The organism is Nocardia niwae NBRC 108934 = DSM 45340 (assembly GCF_001613465.1).
GTDB classification, from domain to species: domain Bacteria; phylum Actinomycetota; class Actinomycetes; order Mycobacteriales; family Mycobacteriaceae; genus Nocardia; species Nocardia niwae.
The window spans coordinates 61,000-79,418 of sequence record NZ_BDCK01000018.1; the positions used below are offsets into that span (position 1 = coordinate 61,000).

Sequence of the window (18,419 nt, forward strand, 5' to 3'; positions counted from 1 at the left end):
CAACTAGTTTGCTGCTCGATTGCTTCGAGTGGGAGACTGCTGGGCTCGCACGGCGCGTCGCCGAGGTCGGCCCGCCGTGTCGCCGGATGCGGAAGTGGCGGCGCGGCCGGCGAAACCGCTCCCCGTGCCCGAGGTGCGAGTGGGCGTGCCCTTGGCCGAACCCGCGCCGCGGCCTCCGGCCTTGCTCACGACGGGTTTCGCGTCGCCGCGGCGGCGTGCGGGCGTGGCGACCGATTCACTCCTGCGGCCCCCGCCTGCGGCCGACCGGCTCCCGGGCTGCTCGGCCGCCGTGCTCCGGTCACCGGCGGCCGTGGGCGTCCCACGTTTGCCGGGCTTGCGCCGTGCCTGTTTCGCGGGTGCCGCGGCCGGGGTGGACACCGGCGCGGCCGCCGCGACCGGGATACCGGACGGGCGGCGGGCGCCGGTGATCTCGATCAGCGCGCGGTCGCCGGGACGGACCGCGACCCCGTCGACCTCGACACCCGCCTTGCGGGCCATGGCCTCGACGTCGCGGCGTTCTTCGTCCATCACCAGCGTGACGACCACGCCGTCCTCGCCCGCGCGGGCGGTGCGCCCGGCCCGGTGCAGATAGGCCTTCGGCTCCGGCGGCGGGTCGACGTGCACGACCAGGGAGATCCCGTCGACGTGGATGCCGCGCGCCGCGACATCGGTGGTGACCAGCACCGGCACCGAGCCGTCGGCGAACGCGGCGAGGGTGCGGGTGCGGTTGTTCTGCGCCTTGCCGCCGTGCAGCGCGCCCGCGGCGATGCCCGCCCCGCGCAGCTGCTTGGCCAGCCGGTCGGCGCCGTGCTTGGTGCGGACGAACATGATGGTCAGCCCGTCGCGGGCCGCGATCTCGGTGGCGACCGCCCGTTTGGCCACTTTGTCACCGACGTACAGCAGGTGATGCGACATCGTGGTGACCGACGCCGACGGCGGGGCGGTGGAATGCGTGACGGGGGCGCGGAGATAGCGCTTGACCAGCTTGTCGACGTCGCCGTCCAGCGTGGCCGAGAACAGCAGGCGCTGTCCGTCGCGGGGGGTGCGGTCCAGCAGCTTGGTCACCTGCGGCAGGAAGCCCATGTCGGCCATGTGGTCGGCCTCGTCCAGGGCGGTGATCAGCACATCGGACAGATCGGCCGACCCCTGCGCGAGGAGGTCGGCGAGCCGTCCCGGCGTGGCGATGAGCAGGTCGACGCCGCGGGCGAGCCGGTCGGCCTGGCGCTTGATCGGTGCGCCGCCGACCACCGAGGCCACCCGCAGGCCGAGCGCGAGCGCGGGTTCGTCGAGCGCCCGCTCGATCTGCGCGGCCAGTTCGCGGGTCGGCACCAGCACGAGGCCGCGCGGGCGGCCCGGCTTGGCCGGAGCGCCGGTCAGGCGGGCGAGCATCGGGAGGCCGAAGGCGAGCGTCTTCCCGGAACCGGTCGGCCCGCGGCCGAGCACGTCCTTACCGGCCAGGACGTCCGGCGCCGTGGCGGCCTGGATCGGGAACGGCGTCTCGATGCCGTCGCGTCGCAGTGCCTGTACGAGCACGGCGGGCAGGCCCAGATCCGCGAAGGTCGCGGTGGGCGCCGCGGCGACGGTGGTCGAGGGGGTCACGAGGTGGTTGTGCCTTTCGTCGCACGGCGCGTTCCAGCGGAACGCGCTGTTCGGTGGGGTGGAGGGCGGTGCACGATGCGGTTCACCGCGCTGCGGCGCGGGCGATGACGCGCGCCGGTTGGAGCGAGAGGGTGCGGCCGACCGGAGGCGGACCGAATCTCCAGGATACGTGCCGAGGAGTCAGCCGTGGAACAGCCGGCTCAGTTCCACGAGCCAGGGCACGGCCACGGCCTGCGTGGGCACCACCAGGATGGCCGCGGACCCGAGATAGGCGGCCGTGGCGATGCGGATGTCGCCGATCCGCTCGCTGAGCCGCTGGATGCGGATGAGCGTGGTGGGGCCGCCCGCGGCGAGCGCACCTTGCGGCGCGGTGGATTTCGCACACGCGACGAGAGCGCGAGCCAGGGGTTTCGGCCCGGTGACCTTGACCGCCGAGTCGTCCGCGAGCAACTCGATGAGCAGTTTGACCGAGCCGAGCGCGGCCTTGCTGCGCACCACCCTCGGGAATGCCTCGTGCACCGCCGTGAACGCCTCCAGCACCAGATCGTGCCTGGCCCGCAGATGCGAACGTTCATGGCTGACGATGGCCGTGACCTCCGCGTCCGCGAGGTTGGTCAGGGTGCCTTCGCTGAGCACTACGCGCTGGCGCAGACCGGGCAGGCAGTAGGCGATCGGCTCGGTCGCGGCCAGCACCCGGATATCGGCCGCGCGCCGGTGCGGGCCGCTCTGGTCCAGCAGGTCGACGAGCATGCGGTGACGCGCCCGCCGCCTGCGGGTATGCACGCCGACCCGGATGATCGCGTAGATCAACCGGGCGCCGACCAGCAGTGTGAGCGCGAAGACGAAGACGTAGGCGAGCCACAACGGCAGGCCGAGCGCGTCGATCTCCCTGGTGGGCGCGGTGGTCGGGCGGCCGTCGGGGCCGGGCACGAGCAGTTCGGCGGCGATGGCCAGCCCGGAGCCGAACGCGCTGAGCACGGCGGCGAGCGCGATGGCCTGCCACAGCACCAGCGCAGCGCGGGGCGTCCGGTAGGTCCAGGTCGCCCGGCTGAGCAAGGCCGGGGCAGGCCCCGCGAGAAGCAATGCGAGTCCGGCGAAGACCGGCGCGGTTGCGTTCATCGACTCAGCTCACTGCGTTGTGGGGCCAGGGCGCCCGAGGAGTCTACTGCGGCGGCGGCGCCGAGTCCTCGTCCTCGGTAGCTTCGAGCTTAGCGAGTGCTTCGCGCAGGGCGGCAGCCTCGTCCTTGCCGACTTGCTCCACGAAGTGCACCAGCGCGGCGGCGCGGCTGCCCGCGGCGTCGGCCTGTTGCAGCGCGTCGACCATCAGACTGGCGACGAGTTCGTCGCGGGTGTGCACGGGCGCGTAACGGTGCGCGCGGTCGTCGCGTCGCTGCACCACGAGGTTCTTCTTCGCCAGGCGTTGCAGCACGGTCATCACCGTGGTGTACGCGAGCTCACGGCGTGCGGCGAGCGCCTCGTGCACCTGCCGGACCGTTTGTGGTTCGTCGGCCGACCACAACTGGTCCATGACCGCTTTCTCGAGTTCACCAAGACCTGCCATCCCACAATTTTAGGTACTCAACGACGAAGATGCGTACTACAGGGTGTCGTAACCATGAAGTAGCTGGTGTGTCATTTCTCATAGGGCGCGAATCCGGGCTCTCCGGCAGCGGGTCCACCCACCTTTCCGCGCACGTGCCGGGCGCCGATCGGCACGATCAACGGCCGGCCCGACACCGGGTCCTCGAGCACCGTGGCCTCCAGGTCGAACACCTCGCGCAGCAGCTCCACCGATACGACTTCCCCCGGCGCGCCCACGGCCACGACACGCCCATCGCGCATGACGACCAACTGGTCGCTGTAGCGGATCGCGAGATTGAGATCGTGCAGCACCATCACGACGGTGCGCCCGAGATCGGCGTGCAACCGGTCCACCAGGTCCAGCACCTCGATGGAGTGCGCCAGGTCCAGGTAGGTGGTCGGCTCGTCGAGCAGCAGGATGTCGGTGCCCTGGGCCAGCGCCATCGAGATCCAGGCGCGTTGCCGCTGCCCGCCGGACAGCTCGTCGAGCGGGCGCTCGGCGAGGTCGGCGATCCCGGTCTGCGCCAGCGCGGTCGTCACCTCGGTCTCGTCGGTGCCCGACCACTGCCGGAACCAGGACTGGTGGGGATGGCGTCCGCGCGCGACCAGATCGGCGACGGTGAGCCCTTCCGGAGCCACCGGCGACTGCGGCAGCATGCCGATGATGCGGGCGACGTCCTTGGTCTTCATCGTCGATATGGTCTTGCCGTCCAACAGGACTCGGCCGTCCCGCGGCCGCAGCAGCCGGCCGAGCGAACGCAGCAGAGTGGACTTTCCGCAGCCGTTCGGTCCGATGACGGTCGTCACCACCCCGGGCGTGATGGACAGGCTCAGTCCGTCGACGATCACCCGGTCGCCGTAGCCGAGGGTGACCCTCTCGGCGTCGAGCCGGTGTCCCGGAGCGTTCGCTCGGTCCGCGGCATCGGGGGTGGTGAGGTCTGCGATCGTCATGACAGCGTCGCCTTCCGGTTCATACGCACGAGCAGATACAGCAGGAACGGCCCGCCGAATGCCGCGGTCACGACGCCGAGGGGCAGGTCGACCGGGAACACGGTGCGGGAGGCGACATCCGCGCCGACCACCAGGATGGCCCCGGCCACCGCGGAGCCGACGAGCGGTTCGCCTGGCGTGCGCAAAACGCGCCGGGCGATCTGCGGCGCGGCGAGGGCGACGAAGCCCACCGGTCCGACGGCGGCGGTGGCCACCGAGGCGGACACCACAGCCGCTGCGATCAGGATGGCCTGCTGGGTCTGGATGCGCACGCCGAGCGCGCGCGTGGTGTCCGAGCCCAGGCGTAGCGCGGCGAGGGTGCGGGCGGAGGCGAGCGCGACGAGGCCAGCGGCTCCCGCGGCGATCGCCGCGGGAATGAGGTGCGTGGCGTCGGCCGCGTTGAGCGATCCGGTCAGCCACAGCTGCACGCGCTGGGCGTCCGCCAGGCTGGCCCGGGTGAGCAGCCAGGTGATGCCCGCCGTCAACAAGGCGTTCACACCCACGCCGATCAGCACCAGCCGTAGACCGGTGGCGCCGTACGCGCCGGTGGCAGTGCGTCCCCACGCGAGCGCATAGATGGCGACGGCGGTGAGCAGGCCGCCCGCCAGCGCCGCCATCGGCGCGCCGACCGAGGCGGCCAGTCCGGTGCCCGCACCTCCCGTGCCGACCAGCACGGCGACCGCGCCCAGGCTCGCGCCCGAGGTGATGCCGAGCATGTCCGGCGCGGCCAGCGGGTTGTGCAGGACGGACTGGGTGATGGCGCCGGAGAGTCCGAGCGCGAGGCCGACCACGAGCGCGGTGAGCGCGCGCGGCAGGCGGGATTCCAGCACGATGAACCGCTGCGCCTTGGTGCCGCCGCCGGTCAGCACGTCCAGCACCCGCCCCAGCGGCAGATGAGACTCGCCCACCGCGATGTCCAGGCAGAACAGTCCGAGCGCCAGCGCGATCAGGAGCGCGACGATCACCACCATCCGCGGTCGCAGCACCGTCGACACCGGCCCGAGGCGCAGCGCGGGTCGCCCACTCGTCGTTCGCAGCGAAATCGTCACGGATTCACCAGCTTTCGCCGACGCACGAATGCGAGGAAGAACGGCACGCCGAGCACGGCCAGCATCGCCCCGACCTCCAGCTCGCCGGGCCGTGCCACCACCCGGCCCGCCACATCGGCGATCAGCAGCAGCAACGCGCCCAGCAGTCCGGAGTAGGGGATCAGCCGGCGATGGTCCGGTCCGGTGACCGTCCGCGCGAGGTGCGGGACGACCAGGCCGAGGAAGGCGATCGGCCCGACCGCCGCCGTCGCCGCGCCTGCCAGCAGGACGACGGCCGCGAGCCCGAGCGCGCGGTTGCGGCCGACATGCACGCCGAGCCCACGCGCGACGTCGTCGCCGAGGCCGATCAGATTCAGTCCGGGCGCTGCCAGCACCGCCAGGAGCATGCCCGCCACCAGGAACGGCAGCACCTGCCAGAACACCGCGGCGTCGCGGCCCGCGACGGTGCCGATCACCCAGAATCGGTAGGTATCCAGCGCGGCGGCGTCGAACAGCACGACGGCGTTCGTCATCGCCTGCAGGAACGCGGTGATCGCCGCGCCCGCCAACACCAGGCTCAGCGGACCGGCCTTACCGCCGCCGACAGACGAGGTGGCGAACACCACCACGCCGGCGATCAACGCTCCGGCGAGCGCGAACCAGATGTATTGCTCCGGCGCGCTGAAGGCGAACAGGTACACGCTCAGGGCGGCGAGGAATGCCGCGCCCGCGTTCAGCCCGAGCAACCCGGCGTCGGCGAGCGGATTGCGGGTGTAGCCCTGGATCAGCGCGCCGGCGATGCCCAGAGCCGCTCCGCAGACCAGGGCCAACGCGGTGCGTGGCAGCCGCAGGCCGCGCACGATCTGCTCTTCTGTGGAATCGGCGGCGCAGGTGAAGGGGCCGCCGGGGCAGGTGAGCGCATGGTGCACGGCGTCGAACACGGTCCCGGGCGCCAGGGATCGGGCGCCCACCGCGACACCGGCGAGCGCGGCGAGCAGGAGCAGGGCGGTCGAGAGGAACAGTCCGGAAAGACGTCGCCGCCGAACGGTGGGAAGGAAGGTCACGGCGACGAGCTGCTCCTGAAATCAACGATACGGTTGCTAGGTCTGGTAAGCCTAACCTATCTTTCGCTAGGGACGGGCATGGCCGAGTGTCCGCCGCGCCGCGCGACGGAGCCGATCCCCGAGGAGGTTCGATGACCGAGCTGATCACCACGCCACATCGCTCGCCGACGGCGTTCGGACGCGCCTGCGCCCGGCTTCGCGCGCTGCAACCGGAACATCCTCGGGTCTACGCCGTCGCCGCGATCGCGGAGCAGGGTAAGCGGCGCTGGTGGCGGCTGGACGACGGTGTGCGCGAGGGGCGCGTCGAACTCATGTACCGGCGGCACGCCGCGGAGATGATCAGTGCCGATATCGCGGCGGAAGTCGTTGCCACCGCGCTGATCCACGCGATCGCCGGACGCGTGGTCGCGCTGCTCGTCGCGGAAGGGCGAGCCTGGGATCCCGGATTGGAGAATCTCTGGATCCACACCGACAACGACGGCGGGATCGACTGGGCCGGCTTGTCGGACACCACGATTCGCGTGGTCGAAGGTGACCCGCTCGCGGGCGGGCGCGGTGTGGTCGCCTTGCCGTGCGCGGAGGCGATGTACGTCTGGCTCGCGCATCGCTGCGAATCCGCGCTGACCGTCGTCCAGCAGAACCTCACCCGTTGCTCCGGTTTGAGCGCCCGGCGGTTCTGGTCCCTCGTCGGCGAATCCGTCGCCGGCGCTTCGACTTACGTGCCGGACCTGGCGCGGACCGATTCGGTTGCCGGTGCCCGGCGCGGGCAGGGGTTGCTGGCGGCGATGGCCGAGCGCGGGCTCCCGGTTCGACGGTCGGGATCTTGCTTAGTTAGGTAAGCCTGACCTATACTTCTCGGCGTACGGATCGCGCGAGAGTCCCGAGGGCTGCGGTGACCCCCGATCCCGTGCCGCGGCGGGCTCCACTCCGGTGGGGCCCGCCGCTCAGTTTCGGTGTGAACTACGTCGCCCGCTCTGGCGCTGCGCCTCGTCACGGATCTAGTCTGACGCCGGCACGAACGCTGAACCCGCTGCACAGCAGGGAGATTCGTCGTCCGGCCGGCCACGGCGGGCCACCGCCGCGTCGCGGATTCGGCCCGGTCTCGTGTCGCGATCATCGGTGCGCATCGGCGCGCGCCTGCTCCGAGTCGTCGATGACGCCCGCTCGCCCTCCCGCACAGGCTTTCACGATGGCTCTCCGGAAGTTCGAGGGGTTGTCGGCTTGCCCACCATCACACCGTTCCGTCCCCGTTCGATCGCAGCGGTGCTGGCCGCGGTCGCGGTACTCGTGCTGCCCGCCTGCGGCTCCGGTGAGCAGCGGGGTGAACCGTCCCCGCACGCCGCGCCGCACTGGGATTACGACGCCGAGGGCCCGGACCATTGGGCCGACCTGGACCGGGACTTCCTGACCTGCAAAAGCGGCCACCAGCAGTCACCCGTCGATCTGCCCGGCCACGCCCGGCTCGAGCCGCACGAGCACACCACCATCGACTACCACTCGGTGCCCGCGGTGACGCTGCGGAACAACGGGCACACCGTGCAGGCGAATCTCCCCGCGGGCAACGGAAACCGCGTCGTGGTCGACGGCGTGCCGTTCGAGCTGGCGCAATTCCATTTCCACCTGCCGAGCGAGCACACCGTGGACGGCGCAGGTACCACGATGGAAGCGCACTTCGTGCACAAGAGCGCGGAAGGTGCGGTGGCTGTGCTCGGGGTGCTCCTGCAGGCCGGACCCGGGGCGTCGGGCTTCGCGCCGATCCTCTCGGTCGCGCCACGGGCGGCGGACGCCGAGACGGTCGTGCCCGGCCCGATCGACTTGCGCTCGATGCTGCCGAGCGTCACCGATCAGTACCGTTATCAGGGTTCACTCACCACGCCGCCGTGCAGTGAGGGTGTCTCGTGGACGGTGCTCGGCAGTCCGGTGGCGGTGGCTGCGGCCGACGTCGACCGGTACCGGGCGTTGTTCGCGCACAGCAATCGGCCGACCCAGCCGCTGAACGGCCGGACGGTCACGCTGGCCGGCGGGTGAGGCCGAAGCCGGGTCGAATCGGCCGATTCTGGGCGGGGTATGTTCTGAAGGGCCGACGCGACAGGAGAATTCGACGATGATGACGACAGTGCAGGGCGAGTCGGTCGACGTTCGGACCGCCGATGGTGTCGCCGACGCTTATGTTGCCTACCCCGACGATGGCGCCGCCCATCCGGGAGTGCTGGTGATCCAGGACGGTTTCGGACTGCGGCCCAGCCTGCGGTCGCTGGCCGATCGTATCGCGGCCCACGGCTACACCGTCTTGTTGCCGAACGCCTATTACCGGCACGGACGTGCCCCGGTGATCGAGCTGCCGGACTTCATCGACCCGGCGCAGCGGCCGGAGATCTTCGAGCAGGTCGTCCCGATGATCGTTGAGCTGACACCGGAGCTCCTGCGTTCCGATGCCGCCGCTTACCTCGCGTGGCTGGCGGCGTCGCCGCTGGTCGCCGAGGGGAAGGTCGGCCTCACCGGCTACTGCATGGGGGCGCGACTGGCGGTGCTGATCGCCGCCATGTTTCCCGATCGGGTCGCCGCGGTCGCCGGTTTCCACGGCGGACCGCTGGTCACCGATACCCCGGACAGTCCCCACCTGGCCGCCGGAAACATCACGGCCGAACTGTATTTCGCCCACGCGGGCGAGGACCACCACATGACTCCGGAACACATCGCCCGATTCGACAAGGCACTCGATGCCGCAGGCGTCCGCCACCGCACCGAGATCTACGACGGGGCGCAACACGGCTTCACCCAGGCCGATACTTCCGCCTATGACGCCGAGGCCGCCGAGCGGCACTACCGCGAACTGGCGGCCCTGTTCGGCCGCAATCTGCGCACGTAGCTCGCCTCGGCCGTGCCCGGGCCGTGGCGACCCGGGTGCCGGATCGGCGCTGAACTCCGCCGGAACCCACCCGGAGGCGTGGCTGGATGTGTCGCCGTCTGCGTCGTCGAGGACGAGGTGACGCGGCTGCTCCGGATCCAATGGGCGCCAGGACCTTTCCGGCGGCGTGTGCGTGCTATCCGGTGAAGGACTGGACACAGATGCTGGAACGAGCGTCTGGAGCAGACAGTTCGAGGAGGATGCCATGGCACAGGAGAGCTACCGTTCCGCCGAGACCGGCGAATACGTGAGCGAGCGGACCGCGGCGGAGAACCCGAGGACCACCCTCGGCGAAGACGAGCCGCATCAGGGTGACAACCGGCGCGACCGCTCGGCGATCACCGGGCACTTCGTGAAGCCCGATACCAGTCGTCGTCACCCCGACACCACCGTCACCGAGAACGGGTGACATCCCGCAGGTCGTGACAGCGTTTCCTTCCCGTCGACCGCTTCGGCGCGTGGGAAGTCCCTACGGGTCGCTCTGTCGCCCGCCCAGCCGTCCACCGGCCGGTGAGCCCGCGCCGGCGGGTATCGCCGGCTGTGCGACAGTGAATACATGACACAGCAGGAGACTCAGCAGGTCGGCTCGCTGGCGGACGTCACGCCCGAGCAGATGAACGCCTACAGCGAAGGCACCTTCGCCGACCTGATCGGCCTGCGCTACACCGAGCTGAGCCCCGACCGCGTGCGCGGCGAGTGGGTCGTCGAACCGCACCTCTATCAGCCCGCGGGCATCCAGAACGGCGGTGTGTACTGCACCGTCATCGAAACGCTGGCCAGCATCGCCGGCGGCATCTGGTTCGGCGACCAGGGCACGGTGGTCGGCGTGAACAACAACACCGACTTCCTGCGCGCGGTACGCGAGGGCAGGCTGTCGGGCGAGGCGACCCCGCTGCATCGGGGCAGGCTGCAACAGCTGTGGCAGGTCGTCATCACCGACGAGCAGGACCGCACCGTGGCCCGCGGCCAGGTGCGGCTGCAGAATCTGCCGCATCGTTCCTGACCGCTCGCCCGGCGACGGCGGAACGGGCGTGCCAGAATGTCCGTCACCCGCCACTGTGAACCGGTGAGGAGCCCGGATGCGACTGTCACCGCATGAGCAGGAGCGCCTGCTGCTCAGCTACGCCGCCGAGCTGGCTCGGCGCAGGCAGGCGCGCGGACTCAAGCTGAACCATCCCGAGGCGGTCGCGCTGATCACCGACCACGTGCTCGAAGGCGCGCGGGACGGCCGCACCGTCGCCGAGCTGATGTCCTCGGGGCGGGCGGTCCTCACCCGCGACGACGTGATGGAAGGCGTGCCGGAGATGATTCCCGATGTCCAGGTCGAGGCGACCTTTCCCGACGGCACCAAGCTCGTCACCGTGCACCACCCGATCGGCTAGGCGGGCGGTATGGGGTACCCGAACGCCGCCCAGGCGGATCGAGGTCCGGCGTGATACCGGGCGAGTACTTCTGCGCCGAGGGCGTCATCGCGCTGAATTCCGGCGCGCCGCGCGTGGAACTGGACGTGCTCAACACCGGTGACCGGCCGGTTCAGGTCGGCAGCCATGTGCACTTCCCGCAAGCGAACGCGGCGCTGCGATTCGACCGGGCGGCCGCGCACGGGCACCGCCTCGACATTCCGGCCGGGACCGCGGTGCGCTTCGAACCCGGTCTCGGGCAACGCGTGCGGCTCGTGCCGCTCGGTGGCGACCGGGAGGTCCACGGGATCAGCCTCACCCCACCGGGCCGTCTCGATGACCAGTGCGCGGGCCCGGCCGATCCGGTGCGGGGCAGGAGGACGCGATGAGTGAACTGAGCCGGGCGCGGTACGCCGAATTGTTCGGGCCGACGACGGGCGACCGCATCCGACTGGCGGACACCGATCTGCTGATCGAGATCACCGAGGACCGCAGCGGGGGGCCGGGGCGCGCGGGTGACGAGGCCGTGTTCGGCGGTGGCAAGGTGCTGCGCGAATCGATGGGCCAATCCCGGGCGACGCGCGCCGAAGGTGCCCCCGACACCGTGATCACGGGTGTGGTGATCATCGATCATTGGGGAATCGTCAAGGCGGACTTGGGTATTCGCGATGGACGGATCAGCGCGATCGGCAAGGCGGGCAACCCCGACACCATGACCGGGGTGCACCCCGACCTCGTCGTCGGCCCGTCCACGGAGATCATCGCGGGCAACGGCCGCATCCTCACCGCGGGCGCGATCGACTGCCACGTCCATTTCATCTGCCCGCAGCTGATGCAGGAGGCGCTCGGCGGCGGCATCACCACCCTCATCGGCGGGGGCACCGGTCCGGCCGAGGGCAGCAAGGCGACCACCGTGACGCCCGGCGCGTGGCATCTGGCGCGGATGCTGGAGGCCACCGACGGCTGGCCGGTGAACATCGTGCTGCTCGGCAAGGGCAACACGGTGAGCGCCGAGGCCATGTGGGAGCAATTGCGGGCCGGCGCGTCGGGTTTCAAGCTGCACGAGGATTGGGGCTCCACACCGGCCGCGATCGACGCCTGCCTCACCGTGGCCGACGCGGCCGGGGTGCAGGTCGCACTGCACTCGGACACCCTGAACGAGGCGGGTTTCGTCGAGGACACCCTCGCGGCGATCGCCGGGCGCGGCATCCACGCCTACCACACCGAGGGCGCGGGCGGCGGGCACGCGCCCGACATCATCACCGTCGCCGCCCATCCCAACGTGCTGCCCAGCTCCACCAACCCGACTCGTCCGCACACGGTCAACACCCTCGCCGAGCATCTGGACATGCTCATGGTGTGCCATCACCTGAGCGCATCGATCCCCGAGGACCTGGCTTTCGCCGAGAGCCGCATCCGACCGTCCACCATCGCGGCCGAGGACCTGCTGCACGATCTCGGCGCCATCTCGATGATCGGCAGCGACTCGCAGGCCATGGGCCGCATCGGCGAGGTCGTGCTGCGCACCTGGCAGACCGCGCACGTGATGAAGCGCCGCCGCGGCGCGCTGCCGGGCGACGGCGCCGCCGATAATGCCCGCGTCCGGCGCTATGTCGCGAAATACACCATCTGCCCGGCCATCGCGCACGGCCTGGATCACGAGATCGGTTCGGTGGAGGTGGGCAAGCTCGCCGATCTGGTGCTGTGGGAGCCCGCGTTCTTCGGCGTCCGCCCGCACGCCGTGCTCAAGGGCGGCGCGATCGCCTGGGCCGCGATGGGCGACGCCAACGCCTCCATTCCGACGCCGCAGCCGGTGCTGCCGCGCCCCATGTTCGGCGCCGCCCCGGCGACCGCCGCCGCCACCTCGCTGCATTTCGTCTCCGAGCAGGCGATCGAGGACGGCCTCGCCGACCGCTTACGCGTGCAGCGCAAACTGGTGCCGGTGCGCAACGTCCGCGGCGTGACCAAGACGGACCTGCCGCACAACGACGCCATGCCGCGCATCGAGGTCGAGCCGGACACCTTCACCGTCCGCATCGACGGCGAGGTCTGGCGCGAACAACCCGCGACCGAACTGCCCATGGCCCAGCGCTATTTCCTGTTCTGAGCGCCGACCGCCCACCTCGCCGACGGTTGCGCTTCTCGCGGTCCCGCCCGATCCGTGAGTGAACCGGCTGCGACGGAGAGAGCCTCGCGGTTCCTGCTACTCGTACGGGCGATCGGGGACAGAATTGTATAGTCCGGTAGCCAGCCCGAGCTGGAGGAAGGGAGGGAAGCATGACTGAAACGGGCGAGCGGGGAGTGGCGCGTCGAGTTCTGCTGGGTGTTGTCGGCGGGGGGACGTTCCTAGCGGCGATGTTCGCGACCTCCTCGGCCGCGCCGCTGCCGTCCGGCAGCGGGTCGGGGCTCCAGAACAGCTCCACGGTCACCTTGAACGACTATTGTCAGGACCCCGGCGCGGTCGGCCACCTCGCCGACGGCCGCACCGTCTACTGCACGCAGGTACAGAACACCGACGCGTTCGTCTGGTCCTACAGCCGGAACCCGATCCCGCGCGATCCCCACACGCGCGGCTACACCTGTGACAGCGACGCCTGCCACCGGCCCGACGGCACTGCCGTCCCGAACTACGAGCGCTGTGGAATTCTCTGCGGCGAGCCGCCCACCAGCGGCGACGTGCAGAGCGGTCTTTACGACTGCTTCGAAACGGGAGCCGAATTCGAGGAGTGCGAACGCCGGACGCGATGAGCCGAGCGGCCGCCATGAACAAGCCGCGTGCAACGGGACTATCCCTGTCGTCGGGGTGTACCGACGGCCGTGTACCCCGGATCGCGGAAACGCTACGTGAGCCGGTGCTCGTCGACCGAAGTGCTCAGCGCGGTGCCGTTGAGGTCCAGATACAGCAGGCGCTCGGTGACCGACAGGGTGACGGTGTTGCGCCGTTCGACCGCGCCGACGGCGGCATCGATGAAGCCGCGATCGAAGCTGTACAGCGGTATCGCCTCGGCGCGATGGATACGTTTGCCGGTTAGTTGCGCGAGCACCTTGGCGGGGTCGCGATGGGTGTAGACGGCGACGCGTTCGGCCAGTTTGCTGCCGCGGTGCACCCGCTCCGCGTCCGGCGCGCCGACTTCGATCCACGCGGTGAGGCGTCCGGTGAGGTCGCGGACCAGGACGGCGGGCTCGTCGGTGGACGAGACTCCGCCGTCACTGAAGGCGATGCCCTCCTCGTACTCGAGGCAGTAGGCCAGCACGCGCGTCAGCATGAACTCCGCCGATTCCGACGGGTGACGCGCCACCCGCAACTCCAGCTCCTGGTAGACGCCGCGATCGACGTCGGCCGAGTGGACGGCGAAATTGTGCAGGGTCGCGCTGAGTGCCATAGGTGTAGCAGCTTAACGCCGGTCGGAATGCGGACGGGGGAGGGCTGGTCTCCAACGGCTCCGCTCGGCGCGGACCCCTGGTGATCAGCCGGCACGGTGGCGATGAAGCAACGGGCCACGTGAGCGATGTCTCCGGGAAAGGCGGCGGCGACGAGAACCTATCCCTCGGCGAATGCCTCTGGTGGCGTTTAGGATTCGACGGTGACACTGACTCGTGACGACCTCGCCGGCTACGTCGAGCGCGACCTGGACTCCGATCTGGCGCGGTGGTTTGCCGATCGGCCGCCGGTGGTCGTGCCGGAGGACACCCGGCCCGTGGCGCCCTTCCTCGAACGGCTGGCGCCCGCGCCCGCGGCGGCGCTGGCGGCCTTCGATCGCCGGGTGCGGTCCGGGCGGATGCCGCAGTTCCTGGACATCCACTCCTGGTCCTACGGTTTCGATTTCGCCGGAAACGACTGCGGGATAGTGGATTCCGACTACGAGACCGAGCTGACCGACGACGACGTGTACTCGATCGGCGCGGACGGCGGCGGCAACCTGTATCTGGTGCTCACCAACGGGCAGGTCGCGATCTGGTTCCACGAGGAGGAAGTCGTCGAGGGCGGCACTCGCTTCGACGATCTCGATGTCTTCCTCTGGTCGGTCGTGCGTTACCACGCGGTGCGGGCCGGGGTGCTGGAGCGAGCCGCCGTCGAGGCCGACTTCCGGTCCCTAAGCCAGGACGGCGCGCTCGAGCCGGAACTCGGTTTGCTGCGCTCGATGAAGTAAGGCGCACCGTCGGATCAGTCTTCGCCCGCTCGTCGCTGAAATGGCCTGCGGGCCCGGAAGACATCGCGCAGCCACGGCGATCGGCGGTGGTGCGGGCGGCTCCGGTCGGCCCAGAGGGGATTGGATTCGTCCCGGCGGTAGACGGCGAGCTGACCGGCGATGGCGAAGTGCAGGCGGTTGGCCTTGCCGACCACCTCACCGTCGGTGGCCAGTGCCTCCGGCGTGGGCAGGTGCACGAAGAGCTCGGGCAGCTGGCGCTCGCCGTAGACCTTGCTGTGGCCGATCGCGGCCAGCAGCAGTGCCAGCACGGCCCGGGTTCGCGACCACCGCAGATCGGCGCGCAGCCAGCGGACGTCGAGCAACCCGGCGTCGAGCCGGTCGCGGAAGGCGGGCACGGCGCCGTGCGGATGGTAGGGACCGTTGCCGACGAACAGGAACCACACCCGCTGCCAGCGCCCGTCCAGGCAGATCTCGATCGGCTCGGCCCGGCGCAGGGTGACCACGAGCGCAGCGGCGAACGCGGGCCATTTGCCCCATCGGGCTTGCCACTGTTCGCGCAGCTGCACCAGATCCGGGTAGGCGCCGAGGCTGGCCGTGTTGATCAGATGCCGAGTGCGCGTACCGGTGTCGTCCTCGCATTCGACGCTGGCGATGTCGACCGCGACCGCCTCGCCCGCGCCGGTCGCATCGATCACTTCGCGCAGGTCGTAGACGCCGAGGTCGCGGGCGAAGTGGTTGAGCGTGCCGGTGGGGATGACGACCAGTGGCAGTTGGTGGCGCACCGCGACGGCGGCCACGGCGGCCACGGTTCCGTCCCCACCGGCGACGCCGACCGCCAGCACCGGTTCGCCGTGTTCGGCGATGGCCCGTTCCAGGTGGTCGGCGCAATCGACATCGGGCTGCGTGCGCAGCACGGTGGCGGCGGGCAGGGCGGCGACGACGTCGTCGGTGGGGTCGTAATTCGGATCACCCGAGATCGGATTCACCATGACCACCAGGCCTTTGCCCTCCGCCAGCGCGGGCACCTCGGGGACCGGGCTCGCCTGCGCTTCGTCGGATTCGCGCACCGGCCACCAGCGCCGCGTGGCCAGGGCGACCCCGGAACCGACGGCCGCGCCGATGAGCACATCGGAACTCCAATGCACCCCGGTGTGCACGCGCGAGTAGGCGACGGTGGCGGCCAGCGGGGCGACGACCAGTGCGGTGCGCGGACTTTCCATCGCCACCGCGGTGGCGAACGCGGCGGCGCAGGCGCTGTGCCCGGAGGGGAACGACGACGACCGCGGGGCGGGAGTGAGCCGCCGGTGCACCGGCAGGAGTTCGGCGGCGGGCCTGCGTCGCGCGATGAGCGACTTGAGGCCGACATTGACGACGAGGCTGGCTCCGGCGACGGAGACGACACCGCGCAGCGCGGCCCGGCGCGGTGCGCCTTGGCGGGTGGCGAGCAGCGTCGCGAGCGCCAGCCACAAGCCGCTGAAATCGGCACTGTTGGTAAGCCGTAACAGGCCGTGGTCGGCCATCGAGGCCGGCAGTTCGGCGACCGCCCCGCCGATCGCCCGATCTATTCGTCCGATGCCGTGGAACTTCCGGCGCACCCAGCTACTCACCCGCCCGACATTACCGATCCCCGCCCGACCGTCGCTGCACCGCGACTGCTCGGCGGCCGTGGCTCACAACAGGATCGACCGCCGCCCTGGGTTCCTCCTGCCGGGGCGCCGCGCGGTTCCAGCGTGATGGCGTCTCGGGGACGATCCTTGCAGCGCCCACAGCGTTGAGGGTGAGCGGTGGCACCGCGTACGGATCGGCGGTGCTCTGCCGCGGCGCGGACGTGTTCTGGATCGACTGTTACATGCATCGTGGGACCCTGGACCAGGTGCGGTGGGGCGTCACAGCTGTTTCGTCGGCGTGCCTGGCGGGCGTCTGGTAGCCCGGCGAGACCTTGCTGCGCCCGCGGCAGCGGGGGCGGACGCGATGTGGACGCGTGACTTTCCCTCGTGAGGTGCCCCCGGCGCGCGCACCGTCCGCTTCCACGATTCCTGATTCGCGCGCACGTCCCGACATCTGCGGCTACCGTAGTGGTGCGCGATTGCCAAAGGTTTGCTGTGGAGCGGGTCGGTCAGGTGGACACTGCGCCCTCGGTGTCGCAACGGTGACGAGCTGCCGAAGATCGGGGCCCCGGAATCTCGCACGCGCCGTGGACCGACGTCCGTTCCTCGCGGCATTCGGGGGCGGATCCGGTAGCTGCACGTATCCCCATCATGAATCCCACAGGAGGTACACCATGTCTCGAGCAACGACGCAGGGTTCGGCCGGCCTCACTTCTGGTGCGGCGTCGCCGGCCGGGCTATCCGCGGAGAACATCACCGTCAGCAGCCTCACCCGCGCGTTCCGCGACCTCGCCCACGCCGCCGCCGACGACGTCTTGGTGCACTCCCTCGCCGAGGCCCGCGCGCTGGCCGAGGCCGCCCGCGGTCTGGCCGACTCGGCCCGGGCGGACGCGGCGGCCGGTGCGTGCGGTCTCGCCCGCGCCGATGCGAACTTCGCGGCCGCACTCGCCGCCGCCGCCAGGGATACCGCTGCTCGTGCCCGGAGTATGGCGGAGGCCGCCAATGCCTACGAACGCAGGCTGACCGATGAAGACGCGCCCACCGCGCGGTACCAGGAACCGGGCAGCCCCTCCGTGGGCCTGCACGAGTTCTACCACACCGAACCCGCGTTCCCCACCGCCGTGAACGATTCCGTTCGGTACGCCGACCTCTCGACGGCCGAAGCGGGCGACGACGCCGGCCGTACCCGTGCCGCGAAGCTCCGTAGTGTCGCCGGCGCGCTCGCCGCCAGTGCGCAGGCTCGCGCCGACGACCGGGCGAACAAGATCGTGCAGCTGGCTCGGGAAGCCGACGCGGCCGCGGCCGAAGCCTCTCGCGCCGCCGAGGACGCAGTCCGGGCGGCCGACTCGTGTTCGGGTACCGACGGAGCCAAGTGAACTTCCGCCCGTCGTCTCGGCTGTGCGGTGCTATCGAAGGGCCGTGGGAATGAGGTGGCGGCGGGCGAAGCTGCGAGCGTCGTCGTCGGTGTCGAGGCAGAAGTAGCTGTCGGGGATGAGCAGGAGGGTGAGGGACAGGCGGGCGGCGATCTCGGCGGAGGCCTCGGGATCGATGTCGCCGACGTCGTCGGCCCGGCGGAGTTGATCGGCGAAGAACCCGCGTGCGGCGGCGAGCAGGGTCGAGCCGTAGGTGAGGACGAAGGGTTGGCCGCCTTCGCCGGCGAGCAGGATGCGATTGGTGAGCGGGTCGCTGCGCAGAGTGCGCAGCACGATGGCGAAACCCTCGGCGGCGCGAATGCGGACGTCGGTATGGCCCGCGACGGCTGTGGTGATGCCGGACAGGACGCGCCGCAGCCACACGGTCAGCGCGGTGGTGACGAGCCGGTCTTTGGTGGGGAAGGCCCGGTAGACGGTGGCGCGATGCAGCCCGGCGCGGCGGGCGATGTGCTCCATGCGGACACGATCGACGCCGTGGTCGCGGAACTCCGCCAGGGCCGCGTCGAGGATCCGGACGGCCTGCGAATCGCCTTCGACGTCGGCGGCGAGCTGGTCGACATCGAAGGCGGTGGTCGTCTGCCCCGGAATATGCAACCAATGGTTGCGTTCGAGGGAGGGCCGAGCTAGCGTCATGTGCAACCAAATGTTGCACATGACG

General features: G+C 70.5%; 20 protein-coding genes. 11 read left to right on the forward strand and 9 right to left on the reverse strand.

All coding sequences use genetic code 11. The features are described 5' to 3' along the window. Window positions 1–3 precede the first annotated feature (3 nt). The 6 genes from NNI01S_RS10945 to NNI01S_RS10970 all read right to left on the reverse strand — a co-directional run bounded on the left by NNI01S_RS10945 (window position 4) and on the right by NNI01S_RS10970 (window position 6,262). Window positions 4–1,599, reverse strand: coding sequence for a DEAD/DEAH box helicase (locus NNI01S_RS10945; RefSeq protein WP_063019941.1), 1,596 nt, complete (start codon window positions 1,597–1,599; stop codon window positions 4–6). A 180-nt stretch (window positions 1,600–1,779) separates the two neighbouring features. Further along, the gene (locus NNI01S_RS10950) at window positions 1,780–2,718 is read right to left on the reverse strand and encodes a M56 family metallopeptidase (protein WP_063019942.1); all 939 of its coding nucleotides are present in this window, start codon (window positions 2,716–2,718) and stop codon (window positions 1,780–1,782) included. A 43-nt stretch (window positions 2,719–2,761) separates the two neighbouring features. Further along, a complete protein-coding gene (locus NNI01S_RS10955) occupies window positions 2,762–3,160 on the reverse strand; it encodes a BlaI/MecI/CopY family transcriptional regulator (protein ID WP_040866505.1) in 399 nt (132 codons plus the stop codon). 71 nt (window positions 3,161–3,231) lie between these two features. Next, window positions 3,232–4,131, reverse strand: coding sequence for an ABC transporter ATP-binding protein (locus tag NNI01S_RS10960; protein ID WP_063019943.1), 900 nt, complete (start codon window positions 4,129–4,131; stop codon window positions 3,232–3,234). Then, entirely contained in the window at window positions 4,128–5,219 is a 1,092-nt protein-coding gene (locus NNI01S_RS10965) for a FecCD family ABC transporter permease (RefSeq protein WP_063019944.1), read from the reverse strand. Before NNI01S_RS10965 ends, NNI01S_RS10960 begins: the two co-directional genes overlap by 4 nt. Beyond that, window positions 5,216–6,262: a FecCD family ABC transporter permease gene (locus NNI01S_RS10970; RefSeq protein ID WP_063019945.1), complete on the reverse strand. Its 1,047-nt coding sequence runs from the start codon at window positions 6,260–6,262 to the stop codon at window positions 5,216–5,218. The genes NNI01S_RS10965 and NNI01S_RS10970 overlap by 4 nt, the downstream gene beginning before the upstream one ends. Before the next feature lie 131 nt (window positions 6,263–6,393). On the opposite strand from NNI01S_RS10970, the gene NNI01S_RS10975 reads away from it, so the two are divergent. The 9 genes from NNI01S_RS10975 (at window position 6,394) to NNI01S_RS11015 (ending at window position 13,318) form a co-directional block, all read left to right on the forward strand. Next, window positions 6,394–7,101: a hypothetical protein gene (locus NNI01S_RS10975; protein ID WP_063019946.1), complete on the forward strand. Its 708-nt coding sequence runs from the start codon at window positions 6,394–6,396 to the stop codon at window positions 7,099–7,101. Between the two features lie 382 nt (window positions 7,102–7,483). After that, entirely contained in the window at window positions 7,484–8,290 is an 807-nt protein-coding gene (locus NNI01S_RS10980; protein WP_245676063.1) for a carbonic anhydrase, read from the forward strand. A gap of 76 nt (window positions 8,291–8,366) precedes the next feature. Then, window positions 8,367–9,131, forward strand: a complete 765-nt coding sequence (locus NNI01S_RS10985) for a dienelactone hydrolase family protein (RefSeq protein ID WP_245676064.1) — start codon at window positions 8,367–8,369, stop codon at window positions 9,129–9,131. 244 nt (window positions 9,132–9,375) lie between these two features. Beyond that, entirely contained in the window at window positions 9,376–9,579 is a 204-nt protein-coding gene (locus NNI01S_RS10990) for a hypothetical protein (protein WP_063019947.1), read from the forward strand. Window positions 9,580–9,726: 147 nt separating this feature from the next. Further along, complete coding sequence (locus tag NNI01S_RS10995) at window positions 9,727–10,173, forward strand: PaaI family thioesterase (protein ID WP_084488707.1); 447 nt, start codon at window positions 9,727–9,729, stop codon at window positions 10,171–10,173. A gap of 76 nt (window positions 10,174–10,249) precedes the next feature. Further along, window positions 10,250–10,552, forward strand: a complete 303-nt coding sequence (locus NNI01S_RS11000) for an urease subunit gamma (RefSeq protein WP_063019948.1) — start codon at window positions 10,250–10,252, stop codon at window positions 10,550–10,552. A 50-nt stretch (window positions 10,553–10,602) separates the two neighbouring features. Next, window positions 10,603–10,959 (forward strand): urease subunit beta, encoded by a 357-nt coding sequence (locus NNI01S_RS11005; protein ID WP_063019949.1) that lies wholly within the window; start codon window positions 10,603–10,605, stop codon window positions 10,957–10,959. Further along, window positions 10,956–12,677 (forward strand): urease subunit alpha, encoded by a 1,722-nt coding sequence (locus NNI01S_RS11010; RefSeq protein ID WP_063020103.1) that lies wholly within the window; start codon window positions 10,956–10,958, stop codon window positions 12,675–12,677. Before NNI01S_RS11005 ends, NNI01S_RS11010 begins: the two co-directional genes overlap by 4 nt. 170 nt (window positions 12,678–12,847) lie before the next feature. Continuing rightward, entirely contained in the window at window positions 12,848–13,318 is a 471-nt protein-coding gene (locus tag NNI01S_RS11015) for a hypothetical protein (protein WP_157114701.1), read from the forward strand. Between the two features lie 92 nt (window positions 13,319–13,410). On the opposite strand, the gene NNI01S_RS11020 is transcribed toward NNI01S_RS11015, so the two are convergent. Further along, window positions 13,411–13,953: a YaeQ family protein gene (locus NNI01S_RS11020; protein ID WP_063019951.1), complete on the reverse strand. Its 543-nt coding sequence runs from the start codon at window positions 13,951–13,953 to the stop codon at window positions 13,411–13,413. A gap of 201 nt (window positions 13,954–14,154) precedes the next feature. Here NNI01S_RS11020 and NNI01S_RS11025 point away from each other — a divergent pair, with 201 nt between their 5' ends. Continuing rightward, window positions 14,155–14,721, forward strand: coding sequence for a hypothetical protein (locus NNI01S_RS11025; protein ID WP_063019952.1), 567 nt, complete (start codon window positions 14,155–14,157; stop codon window positions 14,719–14,721). A gap of 14 nt (window positions 14,722–14,735) precedes the next feature. Here NNI01S_RS11025 and NNI01S_RS11030 read toward each other — a convergent pair whose 3' ends face one another. Continuing rightward, window positions 14,736–16,328 (reverse strand): bifunctional phosphatase PAP2/diacylglycerol kinase family protein, encoded by a 1,593-nt coding sequence (locus tag NNI01S_RS11030; RefSeq protein ID WP_245676065.1) that lies wholly within the window; start codon window positions 16,326–16,328, stop codon window positions 14,736–14,738. A 674-nt stretch (window positions 16,329–17,002) separates the two neighbouring features. Between NNI01S_RS11030 and NNI01S_RS11035 the strand changes: the two genes are divergently transcribed. Continuing rightward, window positions 17,003–17,704 (forward strand): hypothetical protein, encoded by a 702-nt coding sequence (locus NNI01S_RS11035; RefSeq protein ID WP_063019953.1) that lies wholly within the window; start codon window positions 17,003–17,005, stop codon window positions 17,702–17,704. Between the two features lie 30 nt (window positions 17,705–17,734). On the opposite strand, the gene NNI01S_RS11040 is transcribed toward NNI01S_RS11035, so the two are convergent. Next, entirely contained in the window at window positions 17,735–18,394 is a 660-nt protein-coding gene (locus NNI01S_RS11040; protein WP_169812952.1) for a TetR/AcrR family transcriptional regulator, read from the reverse strand. Between the last annotated feature and the right edge of the window lie 25 nt (window positions 18,395–18,419).